Here is an 18,173-nt window from a genome sequence, read left to right as displayed (position 1 = left end):
AGAAACCATGAAACTATTAATCGATAATGCAAACATAGAAGAAATAAAAAGAGTGTATGAGTTCTATCCAATTGATGGGGTTACTTGTAATCCCACAATCCTTTTAAAAGAAGGAAAGAATCCTTATAAGTTACTAAAAGAAATAAGAGAATTTATTGGTGAAGAAGCACAATTACATGTTCAGGTAATCTCTTCTGAAGCAGAAGGTATGATTGAAGAAGGACATAAGATTCAAGAAATACTAGGAAAGAATACATATATTAAAATACCAGTAATTCCAGAAGGGTTAAAAGCAATTAAGCATTTGGCAAGTGAAGGAGCAAATGTAACAGGAACTGCAATCTATAATCAGATGCAGGGATACTTAGCAGGAAAGGCAGGTGCAAAGTATGTAGCACCTTATGTGAATCGAATTGATAACCTGGGTTATAATGGAATAGTAGTTACGAAACAGATTCATGATATGTTGAAGAAAGCAAATTTAGAGACTGAAGTAATTGCTGCAAGTTTTAAAAACTCACATCAGGTATTAGAACTTTGTGAGTATGGAGTAGGAGTGTCGACAGTTGCACCTGATGTAATTGAAGGATTCATAAAGAGTGATACAATTACTACAGCGGTGGATGTTTTTGTGAATGATTTTGAGAAGCTTTGTGGTGAAAATGCTACAATGCTTACTTGTATAGAATAATAATAAATAATATATACATAAGGAAACTGCCGATATTTTTTTCAGCAGTTTTTGTCTTAGAGTGTTATAAGTGACCAAAGAAAAAACTTGTGTTATTCTACATGACAGATACTTTTTAAGGAGGTAACCAAACTATGAAAAAGTGTTATGGGTATGTAAGGGTATCAACAAAAGGTCAAAATGTAGAAAGACAAATGACAGCTATGGAAACAGCTGAGATACCAAAAAATAATATATTTATAGATAAGAAATCAGGAAAGGATTTTAACCGTCCAGCATATAAGCGTTTAATGCGAAAGCTTCGACCAGGTGATGTAGTATTTATTAAGTCAATTGATCGACTTGGCAGAAATTATGATGAAATTATTCAACAGTGGAAATACTTAACTGTTGATAAAGATGTGGATGTTGTAGTAATTGATTTTCCACTGCTGGATACAAGAAACCAGATCAATGGAATTACTGGTAAGTTTATTGCCGATTTAGTACTTCAGGTATTGTCCTATGTAGCTCAGGTAGAAAGAGAAAACATTAAACAAAGACAAGCTGAAGGAATCAAGGAAGCTAAAAAGAAAGGTGTTCGTTTTGGAAGGCCTGAGTGTGAAAAGCCAGATGCTTTTGTAGAAGTATTACAATTATGGCAGGATGGACAGATCAGTGGTAAAGAAGCAGGTCGAAGATTAAATATTAGTAATCATACATTTGTAAAGTGGGCAACTGCTTAGAAAAAACAAAAAGAAGCAATTTCTAATGGAAATGCTTCTTTTTGTTTGTTTAAATCAACTTTAAATTATATAAAACTCCTGTATTAAAAGGGTATTAGTTATTAACTTTGGGAAAAAAAGTAGACTTTTTATCCCGCCTGTTTTTATACATGGTGTAAAAAGTGAACCCCTTTATTTAAAGGGTTATTTCCATGTGCCCATATTTTAACATGACTATGAAAAAAAGTCTGATTTATTACCCACATGGAATTTTAAAAAATTTCATTAAAAAGGAATATAGAAGAAATGATGATTAAGAGAAAGGAGGGCATCTTAATTTTTTGTGCAGAGTAGAAAAAACTGAATGATTAAAATAATCTTATAAGATAAGAGGAGGGAAAAAGATTGAATAAAGTAAAGAAATTAGCAGTTAGTTTTTTATGTGTATTTGCTATTTTAACAACAATTATACCTACAGGTCATACACAAGTATATGCAAATGATGTAGATGTAATCGTTAGTACAGAAGAAAAACTAATAGAAGAAATAAATAATGCTGTAGATGGTGTGGAAAAACACATTCAAATAGATACACCTATACAAGTCACGAAGATGATAAAAATACCTATTAATAAAAATATATTAATAAGTTCTAAAAACAATAATAGTTCGACATTAACAAGAAATGCAGGATATACAAATCATATTTTAGTTGTAGAAGAAGGGGCAAAACTAAAAACAAATAATATTATATTGGATGGAGAAAAAGATATCCGAACAGATATAATGGGATCTCTAGTGTTTGTTAAAGGGGAATATACAGTTGAAGAAGGAACTATACTACAAAATAATAAAGTTTCTGTAATAAACTCTGATGAGAACTATCAAAACTATATAGTTGGAGCAGGAGTTTATGCTACAGGAGAAAATGCTTCTATCAAGGTAAATGGAGGCCTAATCACCAAAAACGAAAGTTTATCATATAAATTAACTGATGATCCTTATTTATATGTAGGAACTTATGGTGGTGGAGGAATAACTACTAGAGAAAGTGCAAAACTGACGATGAGTGGTGGAACAATTTCTTATAATACATCTGAAGGAGCAGGTGGTGGAGTTCATGCAAGTGGAGAAACCATTCTTTCAGGAACTACAATTGATAATAATTATAGTGATACTTCTGGAGGGGGAATCGCAATTTATGGTTGGGCTGAAGAAGATAGTGCATCCTTTGTTATGAGTGGAGGAAGTGTCACAAACAATTCAACAAGAGCCGATGGATTTGGTGGTGGTGTATATGTATCACAAACAGCCTTACTAAAAGAATCGAATATGCACTGGACTAGTAAAAACTACACTGATTATCAGATTCTTCCTGTAGAAGTAACAGGAGGACTGGTTCAAAATAATAGTGCTAATGTAGGAGGGGGGTTCTATTTTAATTATTCAACGGCAACTCTTGGAGGATCTTTAATAGTTGATAATAACAAGGCATCATTTCATGGTGGAGGTATTGCTCTTGGAGTAAAAGATAATAGCATTAGTACCATGTTCTGGGGAGCTAATGGGAATTTTGCAATTACAGGAGGAATGTATTCAAATAATTACGCAAAAAACTCAGGAGGAGCATTGTATTATGTTGAAATGTATAAAGAGATGGCTCCTAATGGATTAGTAATTACAGGTGGTACGTTTAAAGGAAACATTGCAGATTATAGTGGTGGTGGTATTTATGCCAGTGATGAAATGAAGATAAAAATTGAAGGTACCAAAGAAAATCCAATTATTGTTGAAGATAATACTGCTCAATACAATGGTGGTGGGATATCACTTAGAAAGACTTCATATGACAATTATTCTGGAACTGATTATTGCCAAGCATATTTAAAAGATATAATTGTTAGAAATAATAAAGTAACAAGCACAAATACAGATTATGATGAATATGGAGATGGTGGAGGAATTGCACTAAAAGGGTTTATTGATGTGATTCTAGATGATGTAACGATAACAAAAAATACAGCTACTGGTGAAGGCGCAGCAGTTATGGCAATTGGTTATTCATGGCCACTTCATAATCAAATTATTATCAAAGGTGATACAAAAATAGGTGTAGATGAAAGTGATAATGGTATTTATCTGTTAACACATTTGTTAATTGACAGAAGAAGTGGAACTCCTATTATTACAGATAATTATATTTCTTACATTCAAGTTGATGGTGTTTTAGGAGACAATGCTAGAGTTAATATTGAAGGTGCAGAGGATATGGTTGGAATTGAAATTGGTAGTGAGTATGTTGAGGTTTCAGCAACTGTTGATTCATTGATAGGAAGACTAATTGCGGAAAAATTAGATTTAAATGAAACCTTCACAGATATAGAAGCTAATAAATTCTTTTATCAAGGTGAAGAGTTATATGTGAATGTTAATGAGGATGCCACTTCACAATTAATTTTAGGAAGGAGATCGTCAGAAATTGGTGAAATCAGTATTATAGATAATTATCATGATGATGATGGAATTGTGGTAATCCATAGAACTGGAGAAACAGGTGAAAATACAGGAATGTATCCTTCAGGATATCCAAGCGAATATGAGTTAGAGTTAACAATCGATGGAAATAATATAACAGATGAACAATTATCAAAAGTAACATGGGAAGTAGAAGTGGCTGGTGAATTTCCAGAGTTGATAGAATACGCTGTCATTGAAGATGGTACAAATACAGTAGTTGCCAAAAAATCTGGTGTTGTAAAACTTACTGCCACTTACAATGGAAATACTGCATCAATTTACGTTGTAATTCCAGGTGATGTAACGCGTGATGGTCGGGTAAACACAGCTGATGCAATGAATATTCAGCGATATAGTGCGGACCGTAATCATGACATTACTTATTTAGGAAAAGTAGATGAATTTACTTTGCTTTTAGCAGACTTAGACGGTGCAAATGGTGTTAATACAGCAGATAAAGTAATTATTCAAAAAATGGTATCAAAAACAATAAGCCCAAGCAATTAATAAGGAGAATGAAATGAATATAAAGAAAACAGGAAAAGTAATATTATCATTAGTATTATTATTAACAATAGTAGCTGGAGTTATGCAAAAAACAGTATTTGCTGCATCAATTAGAGGGAAGGTTGAAGGTACTGTTGCCACAGTTACAAGTAAAGAGAGTAATGCTTCAGTTACCTACAGTTTTACAAATGTAGATGATGAAATAAATGGATTAGCAGTAGTGTTTGAATGGGATACAACATTAGTGGAGTTAGATGGAAACCCTGTTGCTAATAATATGGTTATGACAGATTGGGGAAAAACTGGAGATATACATGAATATCATGGTCAAGTAAATATGCCACTTGCCTTATGTGAAGTAACGTTTAATTTTAAGAATGCATTTCCAAGCAACAGTTCAGTAACGGAAATTCCAATTAAAGCAACATTAGTTGATATGGGAAATGATGAGGTTGAATTTTATGATAAAACCGGACCCATGAAAGAAAATGAAGTGGAATATATTGAAGCAAAAATAGTATTAAATCTTCCAATAAGTGTAGAAATGAATGCAAGTAATCCAACTTCAATTATGAAAGGTCAAAGTGGAACATTTGCAGCAACAGTAACGAATGATGATGGATCAGGAGTAAAATGGTCACTATCTGGTGCAACAGATTCTTCGATTGATCCGGATACAGGTGAACTAACAATTGGAGACAATGAAACAGCAACTAGTCTGAAAGTAACTGCAACTTCGCAAAAGGATACTAAGAAATCAGCAACAACAACTATTGCTGTAACAAAAAAACCAGGATTATCATTATCAATTAATCCAACATCTAAAAAGTTATTTAAGAATGAAGCACATACAGTAAACTTTACAGCCAAAGCAGTAACAACTGAAGCAGGTACTGTAATTAAATATTCACTAGCAGGTGCAAATCATGCAGGAACTACAATTGATGTAAATACTGGAGAACTAACTATTGATAAAGATGAAACAGCTAGTGAATTAACTGTAACTGCAACAGCAGAAAATAATGCTACTGAAGAGAAGAAGGTAACAGCAACTGATTTAATAGTAACAGCTACATCAGTGAAAGATTCTAGCAAAAGTGCAACAGTCAATCTTAAGGTGGTAGAAGCACCTGAAATTACAATCACAATTGATCCGATGAATGCAGAAGTGAAACAAGGAAGTACACAAGATTTCACAGCAGTAGTAGGAAACGATAAGAAAAATAGTGGAGTAGAATGGAGTATTACAGGTGCTACATCAAAAGATACAAAAATAGAAACCAATACAAAAGCAAGAGTATTAAGCGATACTGCAACACTAAGTGTTGGTGAAGATGAAAAAGTAGGAACAGTAATTACAGTAGAAGCAAAATCAGTAACAGATGGAGCAAAAGTAGCGACAGCAACAGTTGTAGTAACAGCAAAAGATGAGGTTACTACACCTACAAATCCATCAAATCCAAGTGTAGCACCAGGAGGTACAACACAAGGAACGGACGTAAAAACATCTCCGTCTATTGATGTGAAAACAGGAGATAATACGAATACTGGATTATTAATAATGATGCTTGGAGTGTCGGTGTTAGGACTCTATAGTGTAGCAAGAAGAAAGAAAGCAGAGTAATAAGAAGAAAAGATAATGTGCATAAAGAGCATAAAGACAGTTGTTCCCGCCCTTCAACACATGGTGAACGTGAAAGATTTATAGTGACTCGCCCTCAACTATAAACGACAATCTTTATGCACATAAAAATACTCTAATATGAAAAAATAATATTTCAAATATTAGGGTAATAGCAAGAAAAGAAGCAAGTAGAACAATACAGTTCAGTTGCTTCTTTTTATGTATTTTGATGGATAAATTATCGAATGAATAATTCTGATAATAAGAAGTCTAAAATGACAAAACGGGAAAAAAAGTAGACTTTGTTTCCCGCCTGTTTTTATACATGGTGTAAAAAGTGAAACCCTTTATTTAAAGGGTTATTTCCATGTGCTCATATTTTAACATGACTATGAAAAAAAGTCTGATTTATTACCCACATGGAATTCTAAAGAAATTTCATTAAAAAAGAATATAGAAGAAATGATGATTAAGAGAAAGGAGGGCATCTTAACTTTTTGTGTTGGATTATATGAAAAGTATAAAAATAATGTTCATCGTAAAATGAATGATAATTATTTATTCTTGCACCAGCAAGAGGAGGGAAAAAGATTGAAGAAAATAAATAAAGTAGTATTTAGTTTTATATGTATATTTGCTGTTATGGTATCAATTATACCTGCTGGCTATACACAAATATATGCAAGTAATGTAGATGTGACAGTAAGTAGCGAAGCAAAACTAATAGAGGAAATAAATAATGCAGAGGATGGTGTAGAAAAGCATATTCAGATTGATACACCAATTGCTGTAACGCAGATGATTATAATACCTGCAAATAAAGATATCGTAGTGAGTGCTTCTTTTGATGATGCAGCAACATTAACTAGAGATGCAGGATATACGAATCATATATTCGCTGTAGAAGAAACAGCTGTACTAAAAACGGAGAATATTATTCTAGATGGTGAGAGAGATACTAGAACTGATATTATGGGTTCTTTAGTATTTACCAAAGGAAAATATGTAATGGGTACAGGAACTGTATTAAAAAACAATGCATTAAATGTTTTAAATACGGAAACAAACTATATGAACTATACATCAGGAGCAGGAATATTTGCGAATGGAATAAATGCATCAGTAACAGTAAATGATGGTTTAGTAACAAATAACTATGGAAAAACTTATAGCCAGGGAGCAAACCCTGTAGGAAGTTATAGTGGTGGAGGTATCGCTACTATTAATGGAGCTGGGTTATATGTGAATGGTGGAGTCATTTCATATAATGAAACAACTGGTTCTGGTGGAGGGATCTTTGCTGGAGGTGAAACAGTAATAACAGGAGGAACAATTGACAATAATACTGCAACAGTTAATGGTGGAGGTATTGTTGTTTATGGATGGAGAGATACCACATATACTTCACTTAAAATGAGTGGAGGTACCATTACCAATAATACATCAGGTAATGATGGTGGCGGAATTCATATTGTCCAAATAAATAATTATTCACCAAGTTGGGTGTTTGAAAATTATAACTTAATGACTGCTGAAATAACAGGAGGATTGATTGAGTCAAATACAGCAACTAGAAATGGTGGAGGTGTTGCATATGGTTACACGGATATAACAATAGGTGGATCTGTTATTATAAATCAAAATAGTGCCAAAGAAAACGGAGGGGGAGTATCAACAGCTAGTACATTTTTCCCTTCGCAAGGAACAGATATAAAAATCACTGGTGGTATATATTCAAATAATACAGCTAGAACTGGTGGAGCTATACAGATAATGTCAAATAATATGATGAGTCCAAATGGATTAACAATCACAGGAGGAGCGTTTATAGGAAATAATTCAGATATCTGTGGTGGAGCAGTTGAAGCAGTTGCACAAGCAGGAACTACAATTATTGGGACATCTGAAAATCCAGTTATATTTAAAGAAAACACATCTGTAAGTGGTGGTGCAATTCTTGCACGTGGAAATACAACCGACTTGCCAATTGTAGATTTTAAACTCTATATGGAAAATGTTTTAGTTGAAGGTAATGAAGCATCATTCAGTGAAACTTTAAATGACCCAAGATTCTATGGTACTGGTGGTGGATTAGCAATCGGTAATGACATGATTGTCGAGCTGAAAGATGTGACATTTACTAAGAACACAGCAGACTCTATGGGAGGAGCAATTGCAAATGATGGAAATGCTGCTTGGACAGTTGATAACCAATTAATCATATCTGGAAATACACAAATTGGTGTAGATAAAAATGATAATGGTATTTTCTTGGATACCTATGCATTTACTAACCAAAGTGGACCAGGATACACCTATCAGTATTTTCAAGTAAGTGTGAAAGAAACACTAGGCTCTAAAGCACATGTAAATGTGGAGGAAGTAGATATTAAAGAAATTGATGAATCAAAGAGTGATGTTGAAAATAAGATTGGCAGACTACTTGCAACTAAATTAGATGGAACAGAGTTTAGTGAAAGCGAGTTGATGAAGTTCTACTACCAAGGTCCAACGTTATTTGCAAATCTTAATGAAGCAAATAAAAAAGAAATTGTATTAGATGAAACAGATCCAAGTCCAAAAGAACTGAAAATAGTAGATGACTATAAAACTGATGATGGAATTGTAGTGATTCTTAGAACAGGAGATACTGGAGAAACATCTGGTTTATATCCAACAGGATATCCAAGTCAATATAAATTAAAGCTAACAATAGATGGAACAGAATTAACATCAGATCAACTATCAAAAGTTACATGGGATGTAGAGAATGATGGAGGTTTTAGATCGACATTAAACTTAGTCTCAATTGATGATGGTAGTAATATAGTGAAAGCAAAGCAATCAGGAGTTGTAAAATTAACTGCTACATATGAAGGAGCTACGGCGGATATTTATGTAGTGATTCCTGGAGATATGGATAGAAATGGTCGCTTGTCAACGGGAGATGCAGCTAGAATATTCAACTATACAGATAGTGGAAATATTGAAGACTTAGGTGTAGAAGATAAATTCACTCTGCTATTAGCAGATATGAATGGTGATGGAAGAGTGACGACAGGTGATCCGGCAATTATATTTAATATGAGTGATGGGATCACTTCACCAAGTAATTAAGAAAAGGATAAAGAGGAACGAAAAATGAAGAAAATGATAAGAAGAGTAATGAGTTTGTTCTTAGTGTTGGGAATGCTTTTAGGAATAGCAAACTTCTCAACTACTATAAGTGCAGATGATGAAGTAGTCGTGGTAACGGGTAGTGATGCAGAAGTAACTCAAAGAGGTGGAAATGCTTCAGTTACTTACAAATTTGAGCTTGATCCAACTTTGGATTATTTTAGTACATGTAAATTAACATTAAAATGGGATCCGGCATTAATGACATTAGATAGTATTAATAATACTGATTTTGTCATCATTAGAAATGAAGTAGTGCCAGGAGTAATGGATATTCGTTTAGATTATCCATCAGTAAAAAAACAAACCCTTACAATTACTTTGAACTTTAAAGATGTATTAAAAAATACAACTGAAGTAGAGGCTGGAGTAGAAGCTTTATTTGAAGAATATGATGTAGGACTAGGATTACAATATGAAGTTTCTGGGAAGGATGTAAATGATCGTCTGGCAACAGAAGTTTCAGTAACAGATGCAACAGTAAAATATAATCCACCTGTAAGTATCGCAATGAATCCAGGAAATCCTACTTCAATTATGAAGGGTCAAAGTGGGACATTTGCGGCTACGGTTACAAATGATGATACACCAGCAAAAGGAATTACATGGTCAGTAAACAGTACTGCAGGTTCTACAATTGATGGAAATGGAAAACTAACAATTGCGGAAGGTGAGAGTGCAACAAGTTTAATTGTTACAGCTGCTTCTGTTAAAGATCCAAGCAAGAAAGTAACAGCAACAGTTGCTGTGACAAAAAAACCAGGATTATCATTAACGATTAATCCAACATCTAAAAAGCTATTTAAGAATGAAGGTCATACAGTAAACTTTACAGCCAAAGCAGTAACTACTGAAGCAGGGACAGTAATTAAATATTCATTAACAGGTGCAAAACATGCAGGAACTATAATTGATGTAAATACAGGAGAATTAACAATTGATAAAGACGAAATAGCTAGTGAATTGACAGTAACTGCGACAGCTGAAAACAATGCTACTGAAGAAAAGAAAGTAACAGCAACTGCAAAAGTGTCATTAGTGGAAATCTCAGTGGTAGTGAATCCAACGAGTGCAACAGTAGAAAAAGGAAGCGCTCAAGACTTCAAAGCAACAGTTACAAATGATTTGACTAACGATGGTGTTACGTGGAAGTTAGAAGGAAACAAGTCTGATAAAACAACACTAATAGATGGGAAATTAACGGTTTCAGAAGATGAAACAGCTACAGACTTAAAAGTAATTGCTACATCAGTAAAAGATCCAAGTAAGAGTGCTAGTGCAGATGTGATGGTAGTAGAAGCACCAGAAATCACAATTACAATTGATCCAATGAATGCAGAAGTGAAACAAGGAAGTACACAAGATTTCACAGCATTAGTAGGAAATGATAAAAAGAATGGTGGAGTAGAATGGAGTATTACAGGTGCTACATCAAAAGATACTAAAATTGAAACAAACACGAAAGCTAAATTACTTAGTGGTAGTGCAACATTAACGGTTGGTGAAGATGAAAAAGTAGGAACGGTTATTACAGTAGAAGCTACTTCTGTGACAGATGGTTCAAAAGTTGCAACTGCAAAAGTGGTAGTAACAGCAAAAGATGAGATTACTACACCCACAAATCCTACAAACCCAACTATACCAGGTAATCCAACGAACCCAAGTAAAGCACCTGATAAAACAACAGGAACAGATGTAAAACCATCAACAGCTGCTGATGTGAAAACAGGTGATAATACAAACATGGGATTATTAATGATGATGCTAGGAGTTTCTTCGTTAGGAATCTTCGGTGTAGTAAGAAGAAAGAAAGCAGAATAGGAAAAGAATACATTGTGCATAAAGAGCATAAAGACAAGTTGTTCCCGCCCTTCAACACATGGTGAACTAAAGACGTTTTATAGTGACTCGCCCTCAACTATAAACAACAATCTTTATGCACGAAATTACTCTATGTCATTTAGGGAATAGAGTAAAATAAAAAAGTGGTAAACCAAAATAATGTTGGTCCCACTTTTTTAGTATACAATGTTTCATTGGTGCTAACATATCTATTTAAAGTTAGCACTATTGAAACATAGTATTAAATCGAATCACAAGGGATATAGTTTAACTAAAAATGGATAGAAGATAGAATATAAGAAAAATGATATAATAAAAGAAAAATAGGAGGACTAGTATGATTCGTTTTGAATGTGATTATGCAGAAGGTGCACATCCGTTAATAATGCAGGCTTTAGTGGAAACAAATATGGAACAGACACCTGGATATAGTACAGATGAATATTGTGGAAAAGCAAGAGAATATATAAAAAAAGCATGTGGAAGTGAAGATATAAGCGTAGAATTTATGGTTGGTGGTACACAAGCAAATGCGACAGTTATTTCTGCTTGTCTAAGACCACACCAGGGAGTCTTGTGTCCAATTAGCGCTCACATTAATACACATGAGACAGGAGCAATTGAAGCCTGTGGTCATAAGGTATTAACGCTTGCAAGTGATGATGGAAAAGTGAAAGTTGAACAACTTGAAGCTGCTTGGAATGAACATGTAAATGATGCGAACCGTGAACATGTGGTGCAGCCAGGCATGGTATTTATTTCGCAACCAACAGAAATTGGTACCTTGTATAGTTTGAAAGAGTTAACAGAAATTAGTGAGTTTTGTCGAAAGTCCGGATTGATATTCTATATCGATGGTGCAAGACTTGGTTATGCATTGGGTGCACCTGAAAATGATGCAAGCCTAAAAGATATTACAAAGTTAACAGATGTATTTTATATTGGTGGAACTAAAGTAGGAGCATTGTTTGGTGAAGCAGTCGTTATACCGAATAAGGAAATACAAAAAGATTTTCGTTATCATATGAAGCAACATGGTGGATTAATGGCAAAAGGAAGATTGTTAGGAATTCAGTTTAAAACACTGTTTGAGGATTCGTTATATTATGATATTTCTAAGCAGGCTGTTGCTTATGCGTTACGTATTAAAGAAGCATTTGCAAAGTGCAATGTACAAATGTTGGTGGATTCGCCTACGAATCAGCAATTTCCTATTTTACATAAATCGCAGATGGAAAAACTAGCTGAAAAGTATTCTTTCACATTCTGGGAAAGAATTGATGAAAATTATAGTTGTGTTCGTTTCTGTATTAGCTGGGCAGCTAAGGAAGAACAGATACAGGCACTTGAAAAAGATATATTAGATATTTGTAAATAACGAAAAGTGAGGTGATAACATGGAGTTAAGAAGTCTCTATTATTTTTTAACTGTCGCAAGAGAAGAGAATATCACTAGAGCGGCTGAAAAATTACATTTAACCCAACCAACATTAAGCAGACAACTGAAACAGTTGGAAGATGAGTTAGGAAAGCAATTACTTGTAAGAGGAAAAAGGAAAATTCAATTAACGGATGCTGGCATGTTATTACGTAGAAGGGCAGAGGAAATCTTGAATTTAGTTCAGATTGCTGAAAAAGATCTGCAGAGTGATGAAGATACAATCGAAGGTCAAATTAATATTGGTAGCGCAGAGTGTGGTGCTTCTACTACATTGTTACCAGAAGTAATTCGTTCGTTTTCTCTTCAGTATCCAAATGTGACTTATGATTTGTATACAGGTAATGCAGATTTAATTAAAGAGGAACTAGATAAAGGTTTAGTTGATATTGGCCTATTACTGGAGCCGGTAGATATTGAGAAATATGATTTTATTCGTTTGCCTCATAAAGAACGTTGGGGATTATTGGTAAATAAGAATAGTGAACTGGCAGAAAAGAAACAGATTGAGGCAATGGATTTGAAAGATATTCCTCTGATAAATACCAAACGTGAAATTGTTCAAAATGAAATCGCCAGTTGGTATCATGGGCGTTATGAAGATCTTAATATTGTTGCTACCCATAATTTATTATCCAATTCTGTTGCATTAGTTGCCAACGGTGTTGGTAATATTATTACGATTGAAGGTGCTTATAATAATCATATAAATAAAGATGTTATTTTTATTCCTTTATATCCTGAATTATTTACAGGAATGGTATTGGTGTGGAAAAAACATTATGCATTATCACCAGCAGTTTCCAAATTCCTAGATACTTTTTATCATTCGTTAAATGTATGATAAATCATTAAAAACAGGTATTAGACATGATAAATATATAGATATAAAATGTAGTTGTAAGTAAGCAACTGCATTTTTTCTTTGGAGGTAGATTGATGAAAAAAGAACAATTAATGAAGCAATGTACCATTAGTAAAAAGCAAATCAATCGCTACATTGATTGTGGGGTGTTGAGAGAAGATGAATTGGAAGGTAGTTGCACCCAAAGACTTGGATTGATTATGTCTTTGGAAAAGCTGGGATTTTGTATGGAAGATATAAAGCGATATCTAAGTTTATTAGAGTCTAAAGAAGACAATAAAGAACAATTAATATGTTTGTTGAGTAAGTATCGAAAACAAACATTAGAAACAATTCATAATGATCAAAAGAATCTTGATCAATTGGATTTCATGATTTATGAGTTAAGGAGGTAAAGAAACATGAAAAAAGTAACAGCTGGTAGAGATGCATTAGGAACGTTTGCTCCTAAGTTTGCACAATTAAATGACGATGTACTGTTTGGTGAAGTTTGGTCAAGAGAAGAGGCCTTATCCACTAAGACAAGAAGTATTGTTACAGTGACAGCATTAATGGCAAGTGGGATTTTAGATAGTTCTTTAAAGTTTCATATTGGTAAGGCAAAAGAGAATGGAGTAACGAAAGAAGAAATAGCAGAGATTCTAACGCATGCAGCATTCTATGCAGGGTGGCCAAAAGCTTGGGCTGCATTTAATATGGCAAAAGAAGTATATACAGAAGAATAGGAGAAATGATTTATGAATAAAGAAGAAATGATAAAAGATTTAGGAAAAGAAGTATTTCCAATAGGTAATGAAAATATAGAATACGCTCAATATTTTGTAGGTGACAGTTATCTTAATGTGTTATCGATGGAAGGTGTAATAATTGGTAATGTAACCTTTGCACCAGGATGTAGAAATAACTGGCATATTCACCATGGTGGAGGTCAGATATTGTTAGTTACTGGTGGAACTGGATGGTTTCAGGAGTGGGGTAAACAACCAAGAAAACTGAAAACTGGTGATGTTGTACATATTCCTGCAGAAGTGAAGCACTGGCATGGTGCAGCAAGTGACAGTTGGTTTGCACATTTAGCAATTGAAGTGCCAGGTGACAATAAATCGAATGAATGGTTAGAAAAAGTAAGTGATGAAGAATATAATAATTTAAATAAGTAGGAGGAAGGATATATGAATGTTTTAATTGCATACTATTCTAGAAAAGGAAATAATTATTTCAATGGAAGTATTGTTGACTTGAAACAAGGAAATACTGAGGTGATTGCGCAAAAGATACAATCACTCACTGGTGGTGATTTATTTGAAATTGATACTGTACATGAATATTCAAAAGATTATGAGCAGTGTACGCTAGAAGCAAAAAAAGAATTGAATGAACACGCAAGACCAGAAATAACAGGTCAAGTCAATAATATGAATGAATATGATGTTATCTTTGTAGGGTATCCAAATTGGTGGTCAACTGCTCCAATGGCAGTATTTACCTTTTTAGAGATGTATGGCTTAAAAGGAAAAACAGTATTACCGTTTTGTACTCATGAAGGAAGTGGAATGGGTAGAAGTGAAAGTGATATTGCGGATACTTGCTCAGAGTCAGTGGTGAAAAAAGGGTTAGCTATAAGAGGCAGTCGAGTTTATGATGCTTATGAAGAAGTAAAACGATGGATTGTAGAATCAGAAGTAGCCGTAAAATAATAATTATATAAAACTGGAACTGAACTTCCAGTTTTTTTAAATCTCACATCCTATGCAAGAAAAAGAGAGGTCTACCTGTAATTAGTTCTGTATTATAGAGATAGTTAATGATATATTAAAGGAGGAAAAACACAATGGAATACAGAATTGAAAAGCATGAAGAAATTAAGGTGGTAGGATTAAAACTATCAACTACTAACGAAAAGAGACAAGGGTATAAGCAAATACCAAAAATGTGGAAGTCATTTGTGAAAGATGAAGCTACACGAAACAAATTATTATCACTAATGGATGGTGATCCAAAAGGAATGATTGGTGTAAACATTTATAATGTAGATGAAAGCGATGCACAAAAGTTTGATTACATGATTGCAGTAGCAACTACACAAGATGAAGTAGAAGGTTTAGAAAGTTATACAATACCTGCAAGAACTTGGGCAATCTTTCCATGTACTCAAAAAACTATTGGAAAAACAGAGTATAATGTAATTGCAAAGTGGGAACCAACAGCAGAGTACAAAGTCTTGAATCAGGGATATGTTACTGGATATATGGAAGGACATGCACCAGATTTAGAAGTGAATGGACTGGGTGATTACGCAGAGGTTTGGATTGCAGTAGAAGAAAAGTAAAAGGAGTGCTTTATGAACTGGTTTGATGGATTTAACAAGATTTTAGATTATATTGAAATGAACTTAGATGGCGAAATTGATTACGAAAAGATTGCAGATATCCTAGGATATTCAAGTTATCACTGTCAACGTCTGTTTATGATGGTTGCAGGAATTTCTTTGGCAGATTATATTCGTTCAAGAAGATTATCAAAAGCAGCAGAAGATTTAGGAAATGGAGAAAAGGTAATTGATGTGGCAATAAAATATGGCTATAGTTCATCAAACTCTTTTAATCGAGCATTTAAAGCAATGCATAATATTGCACCTAGTGATGCAAGAAAACCAGGAGCAATAATCAAAGCATTTCCACCACTATCGTTTACATTTGCTGTAACTGGTGCAGAAGAAATGGAATACCGTATTGAAAGTCATGATGCATTTCGTATTGTTGGTAAGAAACTTACAACTACAATGAAAGATGGAATCTGTTATGAAGCAGTTCCTGTAATGTGGCAAAATTTAATGGCAACATCAGGGCCTGGTGAAATATTAGCACTTATGGATCAACCACCATTTGGATTAATGGGAGTAAGTGATTATAAACCAGATCTTCCGGACAGCCAGTTTGATTACTTTATTGCAGTGTCTAGTTCTAAAGCGATTCCAGAAGGAATGGCAAGTTTGGAAGTGCCTGCATGTACATGGGCGATATTCACTTGTAAGAATGATAATGCAAAGAATATTCAGCATATTCAAAAACGTATGGTAATGGAGTGGTTGCCATCAAGTGGATATGAATTTGGTAACGCACCAGATATTGAGTTGTATGATAAAGATAACAATATTGAATTGTGGTTACCAGTTATAAAGAAATAAAATATCTAGGAACACATCATAATGTGTTCCTTTTATGTGGTGCTAGGACAACAACTTTTCCTGAAAATCCTTGACAATCTTCACCTTTTAAAATATCATGAACTTAGATAGCTTGAATTGTTACTTTAAGTAGGCAAGATCAACATCGATTTTCGATATTGGTCTTTTTTTGTAGTTTAAGGTAGAAAAGACTAAATCATTCTAATCTAAATAGAAGGAGGTGGTTTGTAAAGATGATGTTTAAACGCAGTCATAGACCTGAAGTTTTTTCTCCAGTTGATGGAACATATGTAAAGCAAGAAAATATAAATGATAGTACATATAGCACAGATGTAATGGGGATTGGCTGTGGTATTTATCCGGACAATAATGTTATATCAAGTCCAATAGATGGAGAAGTTATTATGGTGTTTCCAACAGGTCATGCAGTTGGAATTAAGCGTAAAGATGGCTTAGAGATACTTATCCATGTTGGAATTGATACAGTAAATCTTCGAGGGGATGGATTTACAACATTAGTGAAACAAGGTGAGAAAGTAAAAGAAGGTGATGAATTGGTAAGGTTTGATAAAGATAAGATCTTAAACAATGATTTAGATCCAACAGTTATAATGATTTTTACTAATTCTAAAACATTTAATATTACTATGTGTAATAAAAATGATAAAATTACAGTTAGGGATGTGATTTCATATGTCAAATGAAAAAAAGTATGTTATTGATCGCATAATTAATAATAATGTGATTGCATCAAAAGATCTGGAATCAGAAATTGTTTTAATGGGGAAAGGAATTTCCTTTAAGAAAAAAGTTGGTGATTTTGTTGATAATGAACGAATTGAAAAAGTTTTTGTTTTAAAAGGTAGAGAGAAAACTCGATACATGGATATAATTGAGAATATCTCATCTGAGTATATTGATTTAGCAGTAAATATACTTGACTATGCACAAAAACAATTGGGTGTAAAAACAACTTCAATTAGTTATATTACACTTGCTGATCATATGGCTTCTGCTGTAGAACGTTCACAAAGCGGAGTTCCACTTACCAATCAAATGTTGAATGAAGTAAGACGTTTCTATCCCAGAGAGTTTGAAATTGGGATGAAAGCAATTGAGAAAACGAATCAGTTGTATAATGTTAATTTGCCAATTGATGAAGCAGGATTTATAGCATTTCATATTATGAACTTATCTGGTGTTGGAATTGATCGAGCAAATGATCAAAGTGTAAAACTAATTCAAAAAGTAATTGAAGTTGTGGAAAGCTATTTTGAAGTAAACTTAGATCAGAATTCAATATATTATGAGCGGTTTTTAACTCATTTAAAGTATTTCAGTTCTCGAGTTTTTTCGGATAAAGATAAAAAAGAGTATGGCAAGAAAAATGATTTTGTTTATCGAATGATGAAAGTTCAATTTCCTGAAGCTACAAGGTGTGTAGAGCTGGTTAGTGAATATATGGATTATAATTACAAAATCAAAGTAAATGATGAAGAAAAAGGATATTTAATTATCCATATTAATAATTTAATAGAGAAAAGTAAGATAGTTACCAGACCGGGCTAGACTTAATGCATTTTATAATGTATAAGTTTTAGGCCGGTTTTTATTTTAAAAC

At 33.6% G+C, this 18,173-nt stretch carries 14 protein-coding genes and 1 pseudogene; all 15 read left to right on the top strand.

The features are described 5' to 3' along the window. Positions 1-7 precede the first annotated feature (7 nt). Positions 8-691: a fructose-6-phosphate aldolase gene (locus tag J2S15_RS17315; protein ID WP_307410686.1), complete on the top strand. Its 684-nt coding sequence runs from the start codon at positions 8-10 to the stop codon at positions 689-691. A 134-nt stretch (positions 692-825) separates the two neighbouring features. After that, on the top strand, positions 826-1,416 hold the full coding sequence (locus J2S15_RS17310) for a recombinase family protein (RefSeq protein ID WP_307410683.1): 591 nt from the start codon (positions 826-828) through the stop codon (positions 1,414-1,416). Positions 1,417-1,800: 384 nt separating this feature from the next. Beyond that, positions 1,801-4,419: a hypothetical protein gene (locus tag J2S15_RS17305; protein ID WP_307410680.1), complete on the top strand. Its 2,619-nt coding sequence runs from the start codon at positions 1,801-1,803 to the stop codon at positions 4,417-4,419. Positions 4,420-4,432: 13 nt separating this feature from the next. Beyond that, positions 4,433-6,043 (top strand): LPXTG cell wall anchor domain-containing protein, encoded by a 1,611-nt coding sequence (locus tag J2S15_RS17300; RefSeq protein ID WP_307410677.1) that lies wholly within the window; start codon positions 4,433-4,435, stop codon positions 6,041-6,043. A 591-nt stretch (positions 6,044-6,634) separates the two neighbouring features. Further along, on the top strand, positions 6,635-9,160 hold the full coding sequence (locus J2S15_RS17295; RefSeq protein ID WP_307410673.1) for a hypothetical protein: 2,526 nt from the start codon (positions 6,635-6,637) through the stop codon (positions 9,158-9,160). A 24-nt stretch (positions 9,161-9,184) separates the two neighbouring features. Beyond that, positions 9,185-11,041 carry an LPXTG cell wall anchor domain-containing protein gene (locus J2S15_RS17290; protein WP_307410670.1) on the top strand — a complete coding sequence of 619 codons (1,857 nt, stop codon included), beginning with the start codon at positions 9,185-9,187 and terminating at the stop codon, positions 11,039-11,041. Between the two features lie 358 nt (positions 11,042-11,399). Then, positions 11,400-12,440 (top strand): threonine aldolase family protein, encoded by a 1,041-nt coding sequence (locus J2S15_RS17285; RefSeq protein ID WP_307410666.1) that lies wholly within the window; start codon positions 11,400-11,402, stop codon positions 12,438-12,440. A gap of 19 nt (positions 12,441-12,459) precedes the next feature. Further along, the gene (locus J2S15_RS17280) at positions 12,460-13,344 is read left to right on the top strand and encodes a LysR family transcriptional regulator (RefSeq protein WP_307410663.1); all 885 of its coding nucleotides are present in this window, start codon (positions 12,460-12,462) and stop codon (positions 13,342-13,344) included. 95 nt (positions 13,345-13,439) lie between these two features. Then, positions 13,440-13,760 (top strand): MerR family transcriptional regulator, encoded by a 321-nt coding sequence (locus tag J2S15_RS17275; protein WP_307410661.1) that lies wholly within the window; start codon positions 13,440-13,442, stop codon positions 13,758-13,760. Positions 13,761-13,766: 6 nt separating this feature from the next. Continuing rightward, positions 13,767-14,525 (top strand): annotated as a pseudogene (locus J2S15_RS20380) (carboxymuconolactone decarboxylase family protein). Positions 14,526-14,537: 12 nt separating this feature from the next. Beyond that, positions 14,538-15,062 (top strand): flavodoxin, encoded by a 525-nt coding sequence (locus J2S15_RS17260; RefSeq protein WP_307410652.1) that lies wholly within the window; start codon positions 14,538-14,540, stop codon positions 15,060-15,062. Positions 15,063-15,196: 134 nt separating this feature from the next. After that, a complete protein-coding gene (locus tag J2S15_RS17255; RefSeq protein WP_307410649.1) occupies positions 15,197-15,694 on the top strand; it encodes a GyrI-like domain-containing protein in 498 nt (165 codons plus the stop codon). A 12-nt stretch (positions 15,695-15,706) separates the two neighbouring features. After that, positions 15,707-16,552, top strand: a complete 846-nt coding sequence (locus tag J2S15_RS17250) for an AraC family transcriptional regulator (protein ID WP_307410647.1) — start codon at positions 15,707-15,709, stop codon at positions 16,550-16,552. 233 nt (positions 16,553-16,785) lie between these two features. Then, on the top strand, positions 16,786-17,256 hold the full coding sequence (locus tag J2S15_RS17245) for a PTS sugar transporter subunit IIA (protein ID WP_307410644.1): 471 nt from the start codon (positions 16,786-16,788) through the stop codon (positions 17,254-17,256). Then, positions 17,246-18,121 carry a PRD domain-containing protein gene (locus tag J2S15_RS17240; RefSeq protein ID WP_307410641.1) on the top strand — a complete coding sequence of 292 codons (876 nt, stop codon included), beginning with the start codon at positions 17,246-17,248 and terminating at the stop codon, positions 18,119-18,121. The genes J2S15_RS17245 and J2S15_RS17240 overlap by 11 nt, the downstream gene beginning before the upstream one ends. Positions 18,122-18,173 lie beyond the last annotated feature (52 nt).

Origin of the sequence: Breznakia pachnodae (genome assembly GCF_030814225.1) — a bacterium.
GTDB lineage: Bacteria > Bacillota_I > Bacilli_A > Erysipelotrichales > Erysipelotrichaceae > Breznakia > Breznakia pachnodae.
This window is presented reverse-complemented; position numbering and strand designations above follow the sequence as displayed.

Excerpts from the sequence above, each read along its gene's own strand:
- J2S15_RS17315 (WP_307410686.1), top strand. The coding sequence starts at position 8 with ATGAAACTATTAATCGATAATGCAAACATAGAAGAAATAAAAAGAGTG.
- J2S15_RS17310 (WP_307410683.1), top strand. The coding sequence starts at position 826 with ATGAAAAAGTGTTATGGGTATGTAAGGGTATCAACAAAAGGTCAAAAT.
- J2S15_RS17300 (WP_307410677.1), top strand. The coding sequence starts at position 4,433 with ATGAATATAAAGAAAACAGGAAAAGTAATATTATCATTAGTATTATTA.
- J2S15_RS17290 (WP_307410670.1), top strand. The coding sequence starts at position 9,185 with ATGAAGAAAATGATAAGAAGAGTAATGAGTTTGTTCTTAGTGTTGGGA.
- J2S15_RS17285 (WP_307410666.1), top strand. The coding sequence starts at position 11,400 with ATGATTCGTTTTGAATGTGATTATGCAGAAGGTGCACATCCGTTAATA.
- J2S15_RS17280 (WP_307410663.1), top strand. The coding sequence starts at position 12,460 with ATGGAGTTAAGAAGTCTCTATTATTTTTTAACTGTCGCAAGAGAAGAG.
- J2S15_RS17275 (WP_307410661.1), top strand. The coding sequence starts at position 13,440 with ATGAAAAAAGAACAATTAATGAAGCAATGTACCATTAGTAAAAAGCAA.
- J2S15_RS17260 (WP_307410652.1), top strand. The coding sequence starts at position 14,538 with ATGAATGTTTTAATTGCATACTATTCTAGAAAAGGAAATAATTATTTC.
- J2S15_RS17255 (WP_307410649.1), top strand. The coding sequence starts at position 15,197 with ATGGAATACAGAATTGAAAAGCATGAAGAAATTAAGGTGGTAGGATTA.
- J2S15_RS17250 (WP_307410647.1), top strand. The coding sequence starts at position 15,707 with ATGAACTGGTTTGATGGATTTAACAAGATTTTAGATTATATTGAAATG.
- J2S15_RS17245 (WP_307410644.1), top strand. The coding sequence starts at position 16,786 with ATGATGTTTAAACGCAGTCATAGACCTGAAGTTTTTTCTCCAGTTGAT.
- J2S15_RS17240 (WP_307410641.1), top strand. The coding sequence starts at position 17,246 with ATGTCAAATGAAAAAAAGTATGTTATTGATCGCATAATTAATAATAAT.